This is a genomic window from Mycobacterium sp. NAZ190054, from assembly GCF_001545925.1.
GTDB lineage: Bacteria > Actinomycetota > Actinomycetes > Mycobacteriales > Mycobacteriaceae > Mycobacterium.
On sequence record NZ_LMVQ01000212.1, the window covers coordinates 1 to 18,425 of the forward strand.

At 68.6% G+C, this 18,425-nt stretch carries 13 protein-coding genes; 8 read left to right on the plus strand and 5 right to left on the minus strand.

Translation table 11 applies throughout. The features are described 5' to 3' along the window. The 4 genes from ASJ79_RS15725 to ASJ79_RS15740 form a co-directional block, all read left to right on the plus strand. The coding region (locus ASJ79_RS15725; protein WP_197420233.1) for an HNH endonuclease signature motif containing protein at positions 1–465 on the plus strand (465 nt) is incomplete at its 5' end. 74 nt (positions 466–539) lie between these two features. Beyond that, a complete protein-coding gene (locus ASJ79_RS32310) occupies positions 540–881 on the plus strand; it encodes a hypothetical protein (RefSeq protein ID WP_156448469.1) in 342 nt (113 codons plus the stop codon). Positions 882–915: 34 nt separating this feature from the next. Beyond that, on the plus strand, positions 916–2,388 hold the full coding sequence (locus ASJ79_RS15735; RefSeq protein WP_067956815.1) for a cell wall metabolism sensor histidine kinase WalK: 1,473 nt from the start codon (positions 916–918) through the stop codon (positions 2,386–2,388). After that, positions 2,373–3,038: a response regulator transcription factor gene (locus ASJ79_RS15740; RefSeq protein ID WP_067956743.1), complete on the plus strand. Its 666-nt coding sequence runs from the start codon at positions 2,373–2,375 to the stop codon at positions 3,036–3,038. Before ASJ79_RS15735 ends, ASJ79_RS15740 begins: the two co-directional genes overlap by 16 nt. A 52-nt stretch (positions 3,039–3,090) precedes the next feature. On the opposite strand, the gene ASJ79_RS15745 is transcribed toward ASJ79_RS15740, so the two are convergent. Then, entirely contained in the window at positions 3,091–3,288 is a 198-nt protein-coding gene (locus tag ASJ79_RS15745) for a hypothetical protein (protein WP_067956746.1), read from the minus strand. Between the two features lie 89 nt (positions 3,289–3,377). After that, entirely contained in the window at positions 3,378–4,550 is a 1,173-nt protein-coding gene (locus tag ASJ79_RS15750; protein WP_067956750.1) for a phosphotransferase family protein, read from the minus strand. Positions 4,551–4,638: 88 nt separating this feature from the next. On the opposite strand from ASJ79_RS15750, the gene ASJ79_RS15755 reads away from it, so the two are divergent. Then, the gene (locus tag ASJ79_RS15755) at positions 4,639–5,394 is read left to right on the plus strand and encodes an evbL (protein WP_067956752.1); all 756 of its coding nucleotides are present in this window, start codon (positions 4,639–4,641) and stop codon (positions 5,392–5,394) included. Here the strand turns inward: ASJ79_RS15755 and ASJ79_RS15760 are convergent. Continuing rightward, positions 5,368–6,219 carry an MOSC domain-containing protein gene (locus ASJ79_RS15760; RefSeq protein WP_067956755.1) on the minus strand — a complete coding sequence of 284 codons (852 nt, stop codon included), beginning with the start codon at positions 6,217–6,219 and terminating at the stop codon, positions 5,368–5,370. The two genes, ASJ79_RS15755 and ASJ79_RS15760, sit on opposite strands and share 27 nt — an antisense overlap. A 30-nt stretch (positions 6,220–6,249) precedes the next feature. Here ASJ79_RS15760 and ASJ79_RS15765 point away from each other — a divergent pair, with 30 nt between their 5' ends. Together ASJ79_RS15765 and ASJ79_RS15770 are read left to right on the plus strand one after the other, a co-directional pair. Next, complete coding sequence (locus ASJ79_RS15765) at positions 6,250–6,747, plus strand: DUF309 domain-containing protein (RefSeq protein ID WP_067956758.1); 498 nt, start codon at positions 6,250–6,252, stop codon at positions 6,745–6,747. A gap of 50 nt (positions 6,748–6,797) precedes the next feature. Further along, positions 6,798–8,399 carry an FMN-binding glutamate synthase family protein gene (locus tag ASJ79_RS15770; RefSeq protein ID WP_067956761.1) on the plus strand — a complete coding sequence of 534 codons (1,602 nt, stop codon included), beginning with the start codon at positions 6,798–6,800 and terminating at the stop codon, positions 8,397–8,399. A gap of 23 nt (positions 8,400–8,422) precedes the next feature. Here ASJ79_RS15770 and ASJ79_RS15775 read toward each other — a convergent pair whose 3' ends face one another. Continuing rightward, a complete protein-coding gene (locus tag ASJ79_RS15775; protein WP_156448470.1) occupies positions 8,423–15,163 on the minus strand; it encodes an Ig-like domain-containing protein in 6,741 nt (2,246 codons plus the stop codon). A 408-nt stretch (positions 15,164–15,571) separates the two neighbouring features. Beyond that, positions 15,572–16,603 (minus strand): fused (3R)-hydroxyacyl-ACP dehydratase subunits HadA/HadB, encoded by a 1,032-nt coding sequence (locus ASJ79_RS15780; RefSeq protein ID WP_067956768.1) that lies wholly within the window; start codon positions 16,601–16,603, stop codon positions 15,572–15,574. 137 nt (positions 16,604–16,740) lie between these two features. On the opposite strand from ASJ79_RS15780, the gene ASJ79_RS15785 reads away from it, so the two are divergent. Continuing rightward, complete coding sequence (locus tag ASJ79_RS15785; RefSeq protein WP_067956771.1) at positions 16,741–18,387, plus strand: ABC-F family ATP-binding cassette domain-containing protein; 1,647 nt, start codon at positions 16,741–16,743, stop codon at positions 18,385–18,387. Positions 18,388–18,425: the final 38 nt, after the last annotated feature.

An 18,425-nucleotide genomic window follows, 5' to 3' on the forward strand; every position in this document is an offset into this window, starting at 1 on the left:
CCCGGGTGCACGGTGCCGGCCGAGCGCTGCGATATCGACCATGTGGTGCCCTGGCCCTACGGGCCCACCCATGCCTCGAATCTGAACTGCAAATGCCGCACCCATCATTTGGCGAAAACCTTCGGCGACGGCTGGCGCGACGAGCAGCTCCCTGATGGCACGGTGATCTGGACGACCCCGGCCGGCAAGCGGTACACCACGGTGCCGGGCAGCCGGCTGTTCTTCCCGGCCTGGGACACCAGCACCGCCGAATTACCGCCGATGAGCCAGCCGCCGCCGGATCCCGGCCGGACCGCGAAAATGCCGAGGCGAGGACGCACCCGCGCCGCCGAGAACACCGCACGGATCAAGGCCGAGCGGGACTACAACGCCGCCCAACGCGCCCTCGAACAACACCGCGCCCTCGAACAACACCGCGCGCGACGACCCCCACCCGACTACGGCAACGACCCACCCCCGTTCTGAGACGGGGCGCCACATGAGAGCGCTCTCATCTGGTTCTCATGCCCAGGGCATTGGGGGGTCACAGACTGGGCAGCATGCGAGTACCCGTGGTGGTGGCCGTGGCCGCCGGTCTGGTGACAGTCGGCGTCGTCGCCGCCGCCACGGTCTCGATCAACTCGACCTCGGTCCGGGAGCCGCTCGCGCCCATCGTCGTGCACGCTCCCGAGAGGTCACCGGCCGCCGGCACCCCGCTGCCGCCGAGCCCGAAGCCGTCCGCCCCGCCGGCGCCACCGCCGCCACCTCCGCAAGTGGTGCAGAACTCCGACGTCGCTCCTCCACCGCCCGCGCTGCACGGCGATGACGACTGGGACGACGACGATTGGGACGACGACGGCGACGACTGGGATGATGACGGCGACGATTGGGACGACGACTGAGCCTTCGTCCGCTGCGGACATCCGGGAGGTGATCATGACCTCCGCCGACAATCCGCGGCCGCCGCTGTGGCGGCGGTTGCTGCCGTCGGCCGCGCGCACCCGCATCATGGGCTGGGTGCTGCTGCTCGTCCTGGCCGCACTCGGGATCGTCACCTTCGTCACCTGGCGATTGATGGTTTCCAACATCAACACCCGTATGGACGAGGCGCTGCGCTACGAGGTCGAGGAGTTCACCGAACTCACCGCCCCCGGCATCAACCCCCGCACCGGGGAGCCGTTCACCGGCGTCGATGAGGTGATCCGGGAGGCCATCGCCTACAACCTGGCCCGCCCGAACGAGAAGTTCCTCGGCTATGTGGACGGCGAGTACCACACCCAGAGCCGCCAGGAGCCCGGGATACCCGAGGTGCTGGCCGACGACCCGGCCTTCACCGATCTCGTCGCGACGGTGACCGAACCCGCGGAGGGCAGCTATCAGCACCCCGAAGCCGGCGAGGTGCGCTACCTCGCGATCCCGCTCACCCTGGGCGACGACCCGTCGCGCGGCGTCATCGTCGCCGCGTATCTCGGGGACGCCGAACGCGCGGCGGCGGACGAGGCCGTCAGGCTGATGCTGCTCGTCGGCGCGGTCACGCTGGTCGGAGCGACGGCCGCCGCGTGGCTGATCGCCGGGCGCGTCCTCGCGCCGCTGCGCGATGTCACCGAGACCGCGCACCAGATCACCGACACGGACCTGTCTCGGCGCATCCCGTCCCGCGGCGAGGGCGATGAGCTCGACGCGCTGGTGAACACCATCAACGGCATGCTGGACCGGGTGGAGTCCGGCGTCTCCGCGCAGCGGCGCTTCATCGACGACGCCGGGCATGAACTGCGCACCCCGATCACGATCATCCGCGGCCACCTCGAGGTTCTCGACCCGACCGACCCGGCCGACGTCCGGGCCACCACCGCACTGGTCGACGACGAGCTGACGCGGATGAACCGGATGGTGTCGGACCTGCTGCTGCTGGCCCGCTCCGAACAACCGTCGTTCCTGCAGCCCGCCGTCACCGACGTCGGCGCGCTGACCCGCGACATCTTCGAGAAGATCACCCGGCTCGGTGAACGTGACCATCACCTGCAGTCCGTGGCCGAGGTGCATGCGGTGCTCGACGCTCAGCGCATCACCCAGGCCGTCATCGCGTTGGCCGACAACGCGTGTCGCTACACGGCAGACGGTGCGTGGATCGGGGTCGGCTCCAGCCTGCACGACGGGTGGCTGCGGTTCTGGGTGTCCGATTCCGGGCCCGGCGTCACCGAGGCCGACCGCGGCCGGATCTTCGAACGGTTCGCCCGCGGCAGCGCAGGCGGCCAGCGCTCCGACGGTGCAGGTCTCGGGTTGTCCATCGTGCAGGCCATCGCGGTCGCGCACGGCGGGTGGGTGGGCCTGGACAGCATCCCCGGCCGGGGCGCCACCTTCAGCGTCGTCATTCCCGCCTACCTGGAGCAGCCATGGCCCGCATACTGATCGCCGAAGACGAACCGCGGATCGCCTCGTTCATCGAAAAGGGGCTCGCCGCCAATGGTTTCGTCACCGCCGCTGTCGCCGACGGGGCGTCGGCCTTCGACTACGCGATGACGGGCGGGTTCGACCTGCTGGTGTTGGACATCGGACTGCCCGAACTCGACGGTTTCACCGTGTTGCGCAAGCTGCGCGCCGAGGGCAGTCGGATCCCGGTGATCGTGCTGACGGCCCGTGACAGCGTGCAGGACACCGTGGCCGGGCTGGAGGGCGGTGCCGACGACTACATGCCCAAACCGTTCCGCTTCGAGGAACTCCTCGCCCGCATCCGGTTGCGGCTGACCACCGAACGGCCGGCCGAACTCACCGTGCTTTCCTACGGCGGACTCAAGCTCGACCTGCGCACCCGCCGCGCGACGGTCGGCGACCGCACCCTCGACCTGTCGGCCCGCGAATTCGCCTTGGCGGAAACGTTTCTGCGGCATCCGGGCCAGGTGCTCACCCGCGAGCAGTTGCTCAGCCACGTGTGGGGTTACGACTTCGACCCGGGCTCCAACGTGGTCGACGTCTACGTGCGCTACCTACGGCGGAAGCTGGGCGCCGACCGCTTCGTCACGTTGCGCGGTATGGGATACCGCCTCGAGGACGTGCCCTGACACCGAAGACGCCCGCCCCGGAGGTACCGGGACGGGCGCCCAGGGCCGCCGGTCAGTCGTCGTACGGGGTGTCGTCCCAATAGGTGTCTTCCCAGAAGGTGTCGTCCCACGAATCGTCCATCGCGACGAACGAGTGGTCGGTTGCCCAGCTCGGTTCGGTCGCGGCCGACGCCGCGCCGGCGCCGAGGACCCCCAGTCCGGTGAGGGCGGCGCCGGCGGTGACGATCTTCCAGGTGGCGGTGCGTGCCATTGTCGTTCTCCTTCTCTCGCATCGTTTTCCGACTCTTCAACCATGTCGCGCCCAGATGAGGGATGCCGGAGCCCGACATGAGCGGTCTCTCATCTTTCGAGCCAGGTTCGCGCCAGCGCGAGGCGCTGCGCGGTGAGCTCCGGCCAACGGGGGTGCAGGGTGCGGAGCGGGCCGGTCGCCAGGCCGAACACCACCGCCGCGATCCGATACCGCAGAGTGTTGGCACCGACTCGGCGGCAGGCGAATTCGAGTGCCTGGTCGGCATACTCACGTGCCCGCGGGGTGGTCCGGCCCGCCACCGAGAGATGACCGATGAACGTCGCCCAGTCGTCCGCACGTTCGCCGGGCCCGGCGATGTCAACATCGAGGAGCCCGGTGAGGCAACCGTTTTCGGCAAGAAGCTGACCTTCGTAGAAGTCGCCGTGCACCGGGGTGACCGGCGTTGACTGCGGGGATGCCGATTTCAGCCGCTCGACGATCCCGGACACCATGTCCGACAGGTCGGGGCGCCCGGACACCGTGTGGCCCAGCACGGCCGCGGTGTCACCCACACGCTCGAGCTGCCCCCGGCGGCGCGGCATCGCCATCAGGCCGGGCGGCAACGCTTCCAACAGCTCGTCGAGCCGTGCAGGCTCCGGCAGCGCGCCGCCCCGGGCGATCAACGCGCGCACAGGAGTACCGCACGCCTCCGGCAGGACGATCACCCCGTCATCGGAGGACGCCAGCACCGGTGGCACCGGCACGTGCGCGGCGAGAAGCTCGTGTCGAGCACGCAGACCGGCCACCGCGTCGGGGCGCACCACCTTGACGAACCAGGTCCGGCCGCCGTCGCCGACCTCGACGACGGCGCGCTGACCCGGCCGGTAGGCGCGAACGGTGACGCGCACCGGTCCCGCCGGGCGCAGACCGAGAGCGCGCAGTGCGGCCACCGGGTCGTCGAGCAGCGCGATACCCGGCAACGCGGGGTCCTGCGGCCACCGCCAGATCCCGACCTCGACCTCGTCGCCGCGGTGCTTGCCGGCGACGACCGCGGCGCCCGCCGGGATGGCCTCCCCGGTGGCGGCGACCAGGACCTCGGCGCTGCGGGTGCCGTCGCCCCGGCGCACCGCGGCGCGGTAGCGCACCACGGCCGATCCGCTCGGGCGCACCGTGGCGGACACCGGATCCAGCGCGCACAACTCGCCGCGGTATTCGGCCAGGACGGGTGCCAGGACCCCGGGCGCAGTCGGGCCGAGCAGCAGATCGAGCGCGGGCGGGGTCACACGGTCCAGCGTGGTGGGGTCGGACGAGGCCGCGATGACACGCAGATGAAAGTGTTCTCATCCGCATCGCACCGCTAGCCTTCCGGACATGAGCGCAAACGACGTGGATTCTGTGGCGACCGCCGGAGCTGCCATCGAGGAGGCGGTGGCGGTGTTCATGCTGCATCCGGAGACTTTCGGCAAGAGCGTCGAGGCCGGTTACCAGAATCCGCTGGCCGGGTACGTCGCGGGTCGGGGCGGCGTGCTGGGCGAGGCCACCGGAACCACGGTGAGCGCGGTGTTCGCGGTGTTCGAACCGACCGGGCTGGCCGCGATGTGGGACGAGGGCGTCGCGGTGCGCGGCGCGCGCGGTGCCGCGGAGGTCTATTGGGACCAGGCCGCCGAATTCGCCCGCCGGTATCTGTCCGGAGCGGACGGGTTGGACCGCATCGCCGCCCTGGGCGAGAAGCTCATCGCGGCGGCGCCGATCACCGGGTTGCCGTTGTTCGCCGGTTGGCGCGCGATGCCGTTGGCCGAGGACGCACCCGCCCGGGCACTGCAGGTGATGTTCGTGCTGCGCGAACTGCGCGCCGGGTTGCACTTCAACGCGCTGTCGCTGTCGGGTATCACCCCGGTGGAAGCGCACATGCTCAACAAGGGCCCGGGTTACACGGCGATCTTCGGCTGGCCCGAACCGTACGCCGATGGCGCGGACAAGAAGGACCGGTACGCGGAGATCGAACAGGCGACCAACCGGCGGATGGCCGAGATCTTCGCCGTCGCACTCGATTCCGCTGAAGCCGAAGAGCTCGCCGGGTTGAGTGCCGCCGCGCTGAAGTCAATGAAGGCCGGCGTGCCGGGCTAGACCGACCACGGCGCCTTCGGCGATCGTCCCGCCGGTGACCACCTCGGCGTAGAGACCGGCGCAGGGCAGCACCCCGAATCCCGGCGCGTCGACGCGGTTGTGCTCGAGCACGTGGCGGACCGACTGCGGGGACCTCGGCAACGAGCCGTGTTCCAGCGTCGGCACCGAGCAGCGCGGGGTCGGCATCGTGCCGCGCATTTCGACGTCGCCGAGGCGGATCGTCGCGCCGACCCACTCGTTCTCGGTGAACGGTGCGAACCCGTCCGGTGTCTCGATCACGATGTTCGGTCGGTAGCGGACCGCCTCGGCCGGGTCCAGCCCGACGGCGTCCAGGGTGGCGGTCGTGATCAGGTGCACGGGGGAGTGGTCGACGAAGGCGCCGCCGGGGGTGCCCTGGGCGATCTCCAGCAGCGCGGCCTCGATCTCGGCGTCCAGACCGTGGGTGAGTACCTCGATCGGATCCGAACGTTCGACCGTGGCGCCTGCGGACCGCTCGTCGGCCAGGTGCACGCGGCGGCCCACGAGTTCCGACACTGGACCGGCGGACTCGCCGACCGGCACGCTGCGGCCGTCGGGCAACGTGACCACGACCCCGTCGTCCCCGGTCACTGCCGAGCACTGCAACAGGCGCCGCCACAGCCGGGGGTTCTTGGCGGTGGCGACCCGGCCGGTCTCGTCGTCGGTGAACGCGTAGCGACGGTCGCCGGCGACGCCGAGCGGGGTCACATCGAGCGAGCCGCACCGCTCACCCAGCATCGACTTCACCGGGTAGCGGCGCAGCGTGGCGACCCGGCCGACCACATCAACTTCCGTCGTCGCAGACATGCCCGAAGCCTACGTAGGCATCATTGAGGCATGGCCGAACGCACCCGTGACGAATCTGGGCGGCCGCGTAACGCGCGGCCCCGCGACGCGCTCGGCCGGCCCCTTCCGCCGGGCAGCGACGGCGTCCCCCGCATTCCCGATGATCTGGAGCTGCCGCCGTCCGACTCCCTCGCCTACGCCCAGGATCTGCTGAACGAAGGCCTGGCGTTCAACGCCCATGAGGTGCTCGAAGCCGCCTGGAAGAGCCGCCCCGAGCAGGAGCGCCCGCTGTGGCAGGGGCTGGCTCAGCTGGCCGTCGGCATCACCCATATCCAGCGCGGCAACCTGGCCGGTGCGGCCGCTCTGCTCAGGCGCGGCGCGGGCCGCCTGGCCGAGGTCGGACGTCCGGCGCCCCATTCTGTGGACGTCGACGGTCTGACCGGCTGGGCCGACGGACTGATCGGCGACCTCGGCGCGTCGACCGACATCGCACCGTCACGTCTGCGCCCGGCGCTGACACAACCCCGGGGAAGCGCAGCCCAGACGTGAAAGTCTTTGGCACGCCTGCCTGACGTGCAGGATATGGCAGTGTTGGCCACATGAAGAAGCGGACTCTTGCCGCACTGGCTCCCGCCGCCGCGGTCGCGGGCATCGCGCTGCAGGACCTGCTCCAGAAGGAGCACGCCCTCCGTCACAATTTCCCGGTCATCGCCCGGATGAGGTACCTGCTGGAGTCGATCGGCCCGGAGTTGCGCCAGTACATCATCACCAGCAACGACGCCGAGCGCCCGTTCAGCCGTGACCAGCGGCGCTGGGTGTACACCTCGGCGAAGAAGGAGAACAACTACTTCGCGTTCGGCACGGACAACGACACGGAGAACGCCGCCTACCCGATCATCAAGCAGGCGACGTTCTCCGACGTCGTGCCGGCCTCCCCGATCCATGGCCGCGACATCGAGGTTCCGGGCGCCAAGGTGCTCGGCGGCCCGCGCGGACGACGGCACGCCTTCCGTCCGGCCTCGGTGGTCAACGTGTCGGCGATGTCGTTCGGCTCGTTGAGCCCGCAGGCCATCGAGGCACTCAACAAGGGCGCCAAGATCGCCGACTGCTGGCACAACACCGGTGAGGGCGGTCTGTCCGGCCACCACCGCCAGGGCGGCGACCTGGTGTTCCAGATCGGCACCGGCTACTTCGGCTGCCGCGACGAGCGCGGGAACTTCGACCTCGACCGGCTGGTCGACGTCGTGGCCTCCGCCCCGGTGCGTGCCATCGAGATCAAGCTCAGCCAGGGCGCCAAACCCGGCCTCGGGGGCCATCTTCCGGGCGCCAAGGTGAATGCGGAGATCGCCCGTATCCGGGGCGTCGAGCAGGGCAAGGACGTGGCGAGCCCGTCCCGGCACACCGCGTTCCGCAACGTCGACGAGATGCTCGACGTCGTGGAGCGGATCGCCGATGCCACCGGGCTGCCCGTCGGCATCAAGTCGGCGGTGGGGGAGATGGGCTTCTGGGAGGCGCTGGCCGACCGGATGGCCGACGGCCAGCGCGGTGTGGACTTCATCGCGATCGACGGCGGTGAGGGCGGCACGGGTGCGGCACCGCTGGTGTTCGCCGACCACGTGTCGTTCCCGTTCCGGACGGGCTTCGCGATGGTGTACGGGCTGTTCGCGCAGAGAGGCATGTGCGACCGGGTGACGTGGATCGGATCGGGCAAGCTCGGGTTGCCCGCCAACGCGATCGTGGCGTTCGCGCTCGGGGTCGACCTGATCAACGTGGCGCGGGAGCCGATGCTGGCGATCGGCTGCATCCAGGCCCAGAAGTGCCACACCGATCGCTGCCCGACCGGCGTCGCCACGCAGAACGCGTGGCTGGCGCGGGGGCTGGATCCCGAGCAGAAGTCCCACCGGCTGGCCAACTACGTGCTGACCCTGCGGCGCGACCTGTTGAAGGTCTCGGAGGCGGCCGGGGTACGCCACCCGGCGATGTTGAGCCCGAACCACGTGGAGATCCTCGACGGTGACCGCGGGCACCGACCGCTCTGCGACGTGTACGGCTACCAGGACGGGTGGGGTGTCCCAGGTCCGCAGATCGTCGCCGAGATCGACGCGTACATGCGCCGCTACGACGACCTGCCGGGCACGCACGACGTCGTCGAGCACGCGCCGCTGAAGGTGGCGGAGGAGCCGAATCAGGCGACGGAGTAGCCGGGTTCAGCTCCGCCGGGTCGTCAGAAGTCCCTGTCGGCGCCTCCGGACTCGGTGACAGGCGTTCCCGAGAAGGCGTTGCCGGCCAGGTCCTTCGGCGTCGTCGACGGCGTCCACACCATCGTCCCGCTGCCCAACGCGATGTTGCGGCCGGCGCCGAGGAAGACGGAATCGTAGGTGCCGAGCACGATCGTGATCGTGCTGCCGCTCATCGTCATCGTCGAGGGGCTGCCGGACGCGCCGAACGTGATCGTGCCGCCGAGCAACCCGGTGACGTAATCGCCGCGGCCGAGGTCGACCGTGCCCAGGGGCAGCAATGTGCTGTTCGCCGAGTCGTACACCTGGAGGGTGTCGTTGCCGCCCAGGAGGCCCAGCAGGATGTTGCCGTCGTAGACCCGGACGGCGACGTTCCGGGACGTGCCGTCCCAGCCGGCCAGGATCGAGGCCGGGTCGATCGGCTCGCTGAAGGTGTACGTGATGCTGTCGCCCTGCTGTAGCAGGCCGCTGGTACCGCCGCCGTTGGTGGTCTGGATCCCGAGTGCGTTCGGCGCGACGTTGTCGACGACGGTGATGCTGACGGTGGCGATATTGCTGTCCGCCGCACCGTCGTTGAGTTTGTAGGTGAAGGCGTCGACACCGTGGTAGTCGGTGTTCGGGGTGTAGGTGAAGGTGCCGTCGGCGTTGAGGGTCACGGTGCCGTGGGCGGGACCGGTGACCACCGTGGCGGACAGTGCGGTCTTGGCGTTGTCGACGTCGGTGTCGTTGGTCACGACGGTGCCGTTGAGCGGAGTGCCCTGATTGGTGGTGTAGCTGTCGTTGCCGGCGACGGGTGCGTCGTTGACGGCGTTGATCGTGACGTGGGCGGTGGCGGTGTTGCCGGTGGTGGCGCCGTCGCTGACCGCGTAGGTGAAGGTGTCGGTGCCGTGGTAGTCGGTGTTCGGGGTGTAGGTGAAGGTGCCGTCGGCGTTGAGGCTCACCGTGCCGTGGGCCGGGCCGGCGACCAGGGTGGCTTCGAGGGTGTCGCCGTCGACATCGGTGTCGTTGGACAGCACGTTCCCGGTGGTCAGTGCGGTGTCTTCGTCGGTGGTGAAGGTGTCGTCGGCGGCGACGGGGGCATTGTTGACCGGGCTGATCGTGATGCTCACGGTGGCAACGGAACTCGTGGTGGTGCCGTCGGTGACCGTGTAGGTGAAGGTGTCGGTGCCGTGGTAGTTGCTGTTCGGGGTGTAGGTGAAGGAGCCGTTCGCGTTGAGGGTCAGGGTGCCGCGAGTGGGCCCGCTGACCAGCGTCGCCGTCAGGGTATCGCGGTCGACGTCGGTGTCGTTGGCCAGCACATTGCCCGCCAGTGGGGTGTCTTCGTTGATGGTGTAGCTGTCGTCGACGGCGACGGGTGCGTCGTTGACGGCAGCGATGGCGATGCTGACGATCGCGGTCCTGCTGTCGAGGACGCCGTCGCTGAGCGTGTAGGTGAAGACGTCGGTGCCGCGGTAATCGGCATCGGGAGTGTACACGAACGACCCGTCGGCATTGAGGGTGAGGGTGCCGTGGGCAGGTCCGGTGACCACGGTCGCGGTGAGCGGGTTGCCGTCGGCGTCGGTGTCGTTGGTCAGGACGTTGCCGGTCAACGGGGTGTCTTCGTCGGTGGTGTAGCCGTCGTTGACCGCGACCGGTGCGTCGTTGACCGGGTTGATCGTGATGCTCACGGTGGCAACCGAACTCGTGGTGGTGCCGTCGCTGACTTCGTAGGTGAAAATGTCGGTGCCGTGGTAGTCGGTGTTCGGGGTGTAGGTGAAGGTGCCGTCGGCGTTGAGGGTCAACGTGCCCCTGCCGGGTCCGGTGACCACCGTTGCGGTGAGCGGGTTGCCGTCGGCGTCGGTGTCGTTGGTCTGGACGTTGCCGGTCAGCTGGGCGTCTTCGTCGGTGGTGTAGGCATCGCCCGCGGCGACCGGTGCGTCGTTGACCGGGTCGACGGTGATGCTCACCGTGGCGGTGCTGCTGGCGGTCGTGCCGTCACCGGCCGTGTAGGTGAAGCTGTCGGTGCCGTGGTAGTCGGTGTTCGGGGTGTAGGTGAAGGTGCCGTCGGCGTTGAGGATCAGGGTGCCGTGGGCGGGTCCGGTGACCACCGTTGCGGTGAGCGGGTTGCCGTCGGCGTCGGTGTCGTTGGTCAGCACGTTGCCGGTCAGCTGGGTGTCTTCGTCGGTGGTGTGGCTGTCGTTGACCGCGACCGGTGCGTCGTTGACCGGGTTGATCGTGATGCTCACGGTGGCAACCGAACTCGTGGTGGTGCCGTCGCTGACTTCGTAGGTGAAGCTGTCGGTGCCGTGGTAGTCGGTGTTCGGGGTGTAGGTGAAGGTGCCGTCGGGGTTGAGGATCAGCGTGCCGTTGCCGGGCCCGGCGACCACTGTCGCTTCGAGCGTGTCCCGGTCGGCGTCGGTGTCGTTGGTCAGCACGTTGCCGGTCAGCTGGGTGTCTTCGTTCGTGGTGACCGAGTCGTGATTCGCCACCGGGGCGTCGTTGACGGCGGTCACCGCGATCGTCACCAGCGCCGTGTTACCGACCGAGGACGCGTCCGCAATGCGGTAGGTGAAGCTGTCGACACCGTGGTAGTCGGCGTGCGGGGTGTAGGTGAAGCTGCCGTCGGCGTTGAGGATCAGCGTTCCGTGTGCCGGTCCGGTGATCACCGCCGCGGTCGGCGCGTCACCGTCGACGTCCCCGTCATTGGACAGCACGTTGCCGGTGAGGGCGCTGTCCTCGGCAACGGTGTACGAATCGTTGTCGGCGACAGGGAGATCGTTGACCGCATTGATCGTGAAGCTGACGGTGGCGACGTTGCTGGTGGTGGTGCTGTCGGTGACCGTGTAGGTGAAGGTGTCGGTGCCGTGGTAGTCGGCGTTCGGGGTGTAGGTGAAGCTGCCGTCGGCGTTCAGCGTCAGGGTTCCGTTGGCGGGACCCTCGACGAGCGAAACCGTCAGCGGATCACCGTCCACGTCACCGTCGTTGGCCAGGACTCCACCGCTGAGAATGTGATCCTCGTCGAAGGCGAACGAGTCGTCGCCGGCGACGGGGGTGTCGTTGACCGGGTTGATCGTGATGCTCACGGTGGCAACCGAACTGGTGGCGGTGCCGTCGCCGACCGTGTAGGTGAAGCTGTCGGTGCCGTGGTGGTCGGTGTGCGGGGTGTAGGTGAAGGTGCCGTCGGCGTTGAGGGTCACGGTGCCGTGGGTGGGCGCGTCGACGAGCGTGGCGGTCAGCGTGTCGCCGTCGATATCGGCGTCGTTGGTCAGGACGTTGCCGGTCAGGACGGCGTCCTCGTCGATGGTGAAGGCATCACCGACGGCGACGGGGACGTCGTTGACCTGGCTGACGATGATGCTGACCGTCGCCGCGCTGCTGAGGGCCGCGCCGTCGCCGGCGGTGTAGGTGAAGCTGTCGATGCCGTGGTGGTCGGCGTGCGGGGTGTAGGTGAAGCTACCGTCGCCGTTGAGGATCAGGGTGCCGTGGGCGGGTCCGCTGACCAGGATGGCGGTCAGCGTGTCGCCGTCGATGTCGGTGTCGTTGGTCAGGACGTTGCCGGTCAGGACGGCGTCCTCGACGGTGGCGAACGAATCACCCACCGCGACAGGCGCATTGTTGACCGGCGTGACCGTGATCCGGACCGTGGCCGTTGCGCTGGTGCTGGTGCCGTCGCTGACGATGTAGGCGAACGAATCCGTGCCGTGGTAGTTCGCCGCCGGGGTATAGACGAACGTTCCGTCTTGATTGAGCACCAGCGCACCGTTCGTGGGCGCGCTGACCAGTGACACGGTGAGTGAATCTCCGTCGCTGTCATCGTCATTCGACAGCACATTGCCGGTGAGGACACCGTCCTCGACGGTGGTGTACGCGTCGTCGGTGGCGACCGGTGCGCCGTTGACCGGCGCCACCACGATGACCACCACCGCCGGTGCGCTGCTGACCGAGCCGTCGGATGCGGTGTAGGTGAACCAGTCCACTCCGTTGAAATGCGTTGTCGGTGTGTAGCTGAAGCTGCCGTCGGCGTTGAGGAGCACGGTGCCGTTCGTCGGACCCTGCACCAACGAAGCCGTCAGTGACCCGGAGTCCGCGTCCCTGTCGTTGGTCAGCACGTTGCCGGTCAGGACGGCGCCTTCGTCGACGCCGTAGACGTCGTCGCCGGCGACGGGGGTGTCGTTCACCGGGTTGATCGTGATGTGCACGGTCGCGATGTTGCTGATGCCGGTGCCGTCGGAGACGGTGTAGGTGAAGCTGTCGGTGCCGTGATAGTCGGTGACGGGGGTGTAGGTGAACGAACCGTTCGCGTGGAGGACGAGGACGCCGTGGCTCGGGCCGGATGACACTGCGGCCGTGACGGTGTCGCGGTCGGCATCGGTGTCGTTGAACACCACCGAGCCGGCCAGGATGGCGTCCTCGTTCATCGCGAACGCGTCGTCGTGGGCGACGGGGAGGTTGTTGACCGGGGTGACGGTGATCTCGACGACCGCGGGGGCGCTGGAGATGGTGCCGTCGGAGACGGTGAACACGAACCGGTCCGTACCGCTGTACCGGTCGTCGGGGGTGTAGGTGAACGTCCCGTCCGGCCGCAGCGTCAGCGTGCCGTGGTGCGGGCCGGCGACGACGGTGGTGACGAGGGTGTCTGCGTCGACGTCGCTGACGGTCACGGTGCCGGTGTAGGTGGTGTCTTCGTCGACGACGAACGATCCGTCATGCGCGACGGGGGCGTCATTGACCGGGGCGATCGTGATGGTGGCGGTGGCGGTGCCTCCGGCGGTGCCGTCGCCGACGGTGTAGGTGAAGGAGTCTGTGCCGTTGTAGTGGGCGAACGGCGTGAACGAGAACGTCCCGTCCGGATTCAGGGTGAGGTTGCCGTGGGCAGGCCCCGACGACAGCGACACGGTGAGCGGATCGGAGTCCGCGTCGGTGTCGTTCAGCAGCACCGACCCGGTCAGGATGCCGTCCTCGTTGATCGCGAAGGCGTCGTCGCGGGCCACCGGCGCGTCGTTGACCGCAGCGACCGTGATCGTCACGAGGGTCGGCGCGCTGGTCAGCGATCCGTCCGACGCGACGTAGGAGAAGCCGTCGATCCCGTTGAAGTCGGCGTGCGGCGTATAGGTGAACGAGCCGTCGGCATTGAACTGGACGTCACCGTGGCTCGCAGCCACCAGCAGCGCCGCACTGAGGGCCGAGCCTTCCCGGTCGCTGTCGTTGTCCAAAACGTTTCCGCTGAACGGCGAATCCTCGTTTGTCGCATAGGAGTCGTCGACGGCGAGCGGAGCCTGATTGACGGGGGTGACGGTGATCGTGACGGTGGCGGTCGAGCTGAACGTGAGATTCGATGCGGTGTAGGTGAATTCGTCGATGCCGCTCCAGTCGGGGTCCGGCGTGTAGCGGAACACGCCGTTCGGCGCCAACGTCACGGTCCCGTTCGACGGTCCGGAAACGAGTGTGGCGGTGAGGTTTTGGTGGGCCGGATCGCTGTCGTTGGCCAGAACGTTGCCCACCACGGCGTCGTTCTCGGCGGTCGCGTAGGAGTCGTTGTTGACCACCGGCGGGACGGCCGGGGTGATGACGTTGAGCGTGATCTTCGCCGTATCGGTGTGTCCCGCGTGCGGGCGCAGGAAGCCGAACAGTCCGTGAAAGTGGAATCGGCTGCGCGCGTCGCTGGCGGTGACGAGGAACTCGTCGGTGCCGGTGAAGCCCGGATCGGGGGTATAGGTGAACGTGCCGGTCGACTGGTCGACGGTGACGGTTCCGTGCTTCGGGCCGCCGGGCACACCGCGGGTCGGCACGAAGTAGGTGATGACGTCTTCTTCATAGTCGTAACCGTTGAAGGAGATCGGGCCACTCGTCTCGCCGGGGCCCAGCACCAGTGTCGTCTCCTGCGACCGGACGTCGGGGGTGCGGTTGAAGAAGGTGCGCTGGATCTGGCGGTGGATCCATCCCAGCACCACCCACAGAAGCGGGGGTTGTGCCGGCGCGATCGGACCCGGCGCGAGCAGCGGTGCCATCAGCGAGGAGACGAACGCCTGTACGGGAGCGGGCTCGGTGTCCGCAGCGGCCACCGACGAAGCGGCTGCCACCGACGAAGCCTCTGTCACCGGCGGCGGAGATTCGTCGGTGAGGTCTGCTTGAACGATGTTGTCGCCGAGGTCTTCTCCGACTTCGTCCCGCGTCGTCGGCTCCTGGTCGACCGGTGTGGGGGACTGGTCCGAGGTCGTCGCGTCGGTGTCTTCGTCCGGCTCGGTGAGCGGCGCAGTCTCCGCCGACGAGCTGCCTCCGGAGGACTCGGCTGCGCGCTGCGGCATGGGCTCCTGTTCGGGAGCCTCCGCTGCTGCCTCGTCGACCGGCGGGTCCGCCACCACCTCGGGCTCGTCGACCGTGACGGAGTCGTCGAGCTCTGTTTCGGTGGCCTCCTCCGCGGAGTCCTGATCGTCGACGTCCGAGTCCTGGTCGTCGACGTCGGAGTCCTGATCGGTCGCCTGTGAGGTCGCCGACTCACTCGGTGAGTCCTCGGATGGTGAACCGGTGTCGGCGTGCGCCACCCCGAGCCCGTGACCGGTGGTCACCGCCGCACCGACACCGAGGGCCACGGCCAGCACGCCGACTCGACCGATGTACTTCGCGTAGGTCCCCACAGTCAGTGGAGGAACGGTCGAGGCAGGGGGTTCCCCGTCCACGCGGAAGCTCGGATAGGTCGCCTGGGCGTTGCTGGAATCCTTGCGCTTCTGGTGACGCGGTTTGCTCGACACGACATGGCGACGATGCAATCCAGGGCCCATGGTCCCACTCCAACCCCTCAGGCCCAGTTGGGGCCGCCCCGCGGCTCGCCACATGCCCACGGCGTGCCTAGCCGTGCAAGCATGCAACCAGCAAAATTTGACAATGGAGACAATAAAGCCTCAGAGCGGTCTTTGAAAGCGAAACGGTACAAGTTGAGCTAGCGGGACAGCGCAACGGCCGCCCACGGTCGTGCTCAGGACGGTGTAAAAGGAGCAAATAGGTTACCGGGGTAACCATATTGAGCTACCGAGCCGAAGCCGCCGTCAGCAATGCCGCGAAGGCATGCAATGCAGGTGTGACGACGGCAATTCGGTGACGCGCTGGTCGCTCAGCGAACAGCGATGGCAGACAAGGTTGCTGCTTTCCACCACCTGCGCTCAGCGGAAGCGAACGTGCAACGTCGCGAGGCCGAAAATCTTCTTGCCCGCCGACTTGGCGGACAGCAGGACGACACCGCTGCGCGTCTCAGGGTCCAACGATCGGATCTTGCCGCTGTATTCGATGTCGGCGCCTTCCTTGGCCGACACCACCGCGGGTTGCGAGAGCCGCACCGCATAGCGGGTCACGGCGCCGGGATCCCCCGACCAGGTGGAGACGAATCCGGCGCCGAGGCCCATCGTGAGCATCCCGTGCGCGATCACGTCGGGCAGCCCGGCCAGCTTGGCGATCTCCTCGTCCCAGTGGATCGGGTTGGCGTCCCCGGCCACCCCGGCATAGTTGACCAGGTCACCGCGGGACAGCCGGGTGTGGTGAATCGGTAACGTGTCGCCGACTTTGACGTCGTCGAAACTCGGTGTGCCCGGTGTGCGGGTCAGCGTGCCGTCCGAGATCCGGATGGCACCTTCGGGCCGCACGGTTTTCTGGTACTCGGCATCGGATCCGCCGATGTCGAGGATGTTCATGTCGTGCATCATGGCGTTCTGCACGGCAGTCTTGACGCCCGCGTCGATGTCCTCGGCGGTCACGCCGACGACGGTGGTGTGCAGGGTGTGCACCCGCTCGCCGTGGGCGTCGGTGAAGGTGTTGGTGACGGTGATGAAGTCCCGTCCCGCCGTCCGGCGCACCGAGGACAGCTCCACGTCGATGACCAGCTCGTCGCCGGCGACGATCGGGCGGTGCTGCTCGAAGACCTCCTCGGTCTGCAGATACGTGTCGTAGCCGACGACGATCTCCTCGAACATCCGGCGGTTGCACTGCATGCCCGGGGCCGACGTGAACGTCAGCGGCGCGACGACATCGGAGAAGCCCAGCCCGGCGGCCGCGGCGACGTCCCAGTGCGCGGGGTGGTAGTCCTGCACCGCACGGGCGTACTCACGGATCTTCTCGCGACCGACGAGATAGGTGCCGTCCATCTGGTAGTGGTGGCCGACCCGCGCCTCGAGCGGCGACGTTTCTGCTGGTGCAGTCATAGATGTGTCAACTCTTCCGTCGGCTTTTGCTTGAGGCCGACTACAGCACACTAACCGGCCGACACCTGGGCCCTCGATACCGACCTGGCCGGTGCCGGCGTAGCGGCACGCCACGGGCGGTGGTGTGAGATGGGTTCATGACCGCAACGCTCGTCGCGAAGAACGTTGCCGGCGGGTTCGCCCACCGCACGCTGTTCGAAGGCGTCGACCTGACCGTCGCGCCGGGTGACGTGGTCGGTGTGGTGGGCGCCAACGGAGCCGGCAAGAGCACACTGCTGCGGATCCTCGCCGGCGAGATCGAGCCGCTGGAGGGCTCGGTCAGTGTCGCCCCGGCCGACGCGTTCGTCGGGTGGCTGCCGCAGGAACATGAACGCGTTCCCGGCGAGACGGTCGCCGCCTACGTCGCCCGCCGCACCGGATGCAGCGCGGCGACGCGCGCCATGGACGCGGCCGCCGCGGCCCTGGATGACGCGGGCAACGGGGCCGACGCCTACTCCGCCGCCCTGGACCACTGGCTTGCCGCCGGCGCCGCGGATCTCGACGAACGGTTACCGGCGGTGCTGGCCGACCTGGGCCTGGACTCCGGGGCGGTCCGGCCGGAGTCCACCCCGATGACCGCGTTGTCGGGCGGCCAGGCGGCACGGGTGGGCCTGGCCGCGCTGCTGCTGTCACGGTTCGACGTCGTGCTGCTCGACGAGCCGACCAACGACCTGGACCTCGATGGCCTGGCCCGGCTGGAGCGCTTCGTCGGCGAGCTGCGCGGCGGTGTGGTGCTGGTCAGCCACGACCGGGAGTTCCTGGCCCGCACCGTGACTCGGGTACTGGAGCTGGACCTGGCGCAGAACACCGCCACCGTGTTCGGCGGCGGATACGAAAGTTACCTCGACGAGCGTGAGGTCAACCGCCGCCACCGGCGCGAACAGTACGAGGAGTTCGCGGACAAGAAGGCCGACCTGGTGGCACGCGCCCGGGTGCAGCGGGAATGGTCGAGCCAGGGGACGCGCAACGCGATCCGCAAGGCTCCCGACAACGACAAGCTCCGGCGCCGCGCGGCCACCGAGTCCAGCGAGAAGCAGGCGCAGAAGGTGCGCCAGATGGAGAGCCGGATCGCGCGCCTGGAGGAAGTCGAGGAGCCCCGCAAGGAATGGACGCTGCGGTTCACCATCGGTGCCGCTCCCCGCTCGAGTGCTGTCGTCGCGACACTCGACAGAGCTGTTGTGCGCCAAGGCGATTTCGTGCTCGGCCCGGTGTCGTTACAGGTCGACGCCGGGCAGCGGATCGGCATCACAGGACCGAACGGGGCGGGCAAGTCGACCCTGTTGCGTCTGCTGCTGGGCCGCCGGACCCCCGACGAGGGACGCGCCGGCCTGGGCGCCAGCGTGCACGTCGGGGAGATCGACCAGGCACGCGCCGAGTTCTCCGGAGCAGGGCGGCTGGTCGACCGGTTCGAGCAGCGGGTGCCGTCCTGGCCGACGGCCGACGTGCGGACCCTGCTGGCGAAGTTCGGGCTCGGCGCCGACCACGTGGAACGTGAGGTCGGCGACCTCTCGCCCGGCGAACGCACCCGGGCCGGGATGGCCCTGCTGCAGGCCCGCGGTACCAACGTGCTGGTGCTCGACGAGCCCACCAACCACCTCGACCTGCCGGCCATCGAGCAGCTGGAGCAGGCGCTGGAGACCTACGAGGGAGCGCTGCTGCTGGTGACCCACGATCGCCGGATGCTGCAGAACGTCCGGCTGGATCGCTCGTGGCGGGTGGAGAACGGTCGGGTGCAGGAGCTGTGATCGAACAGGATTCGCCGCTAAGCTCGGGGTTCGCGCGC

Excerpts from the sequence above, each read along its gene's own strand:
- ASJ79_RS15740 (WP_067956743.1), top strand. The coding sequence starts at position 2,373 with ATGGCCCGCATACTGATCGCCGAAGACGAACCGCGGATCGCCTCGTTC.
- ASJ79_RS15745 (WP_067956746.1), bottom strand. The coding sequence starts at position 3,288 with ATGGCACGCACCGCCACCTGGAAGATCGTCACCGCCGGCGCCGCCCTC.
- ASJ79_RS15770 (WP_067956761.1), top strand. The coding sequence starts at position 6,798 with ATGAAGAAGCGGACTCTTGCCGCACTGGCTCCCGCCGCCGCGGTCGCG.
- ASJ79_RS15755 (WP_067956752.1), top strand. The coding sequence starts at position 4,639 with ATGAGCGCAAACGACGTGGATTCTGTGGCGACCGCCGGAGCTGCCATC.
- ASJ79_RS15765 (WP_067956758.1), top strand. The coding sequence starts at position 6,250 with ATGGCCGAACGCACCCGTGACGAATCTGGGCGGCCGCGTAACGCGCGG.
- ASJ79_RS15785 (WP_067956771.1), top strand. The coding sequence starts at position 16,741 with ATGACCGCAACGCTCGTCGCGAAGAACGTTGCCGGCGGGTTCGCCCAC.
- ASJ79_RS32310 (WP_156448469.1), top strand. The coding sequence starts at position 540 with ATGCGAGTACCCGTGGTGGTGGCCGTGGCCGCCGGTCTGGTGACAGTC.
- ASJ79_RS15760 (WP_067956755.1), bottom strand. The coding sequence starts at position 6,219 with ATGTCTGCGACGACGGAAGTTGATGTGGTCGGCCGGGTCGCCACGCTG.
- ASJ79_RS15780 (WP_067956768.1), bottom strand. The coding sequence starts at position 16,603 with ATGACTGCACCAGCAGAAACGTCGCCGCTCGAGGCGCGGGTCGGCCAC.
- ASJ79_RS15735 (WP_067956815.1), top strand. The coding sequence starts at position 916 with ATGACCTCCGCCGACAATCCGCGGCCGCCGCTGTGGCGGCGGTTGCTG.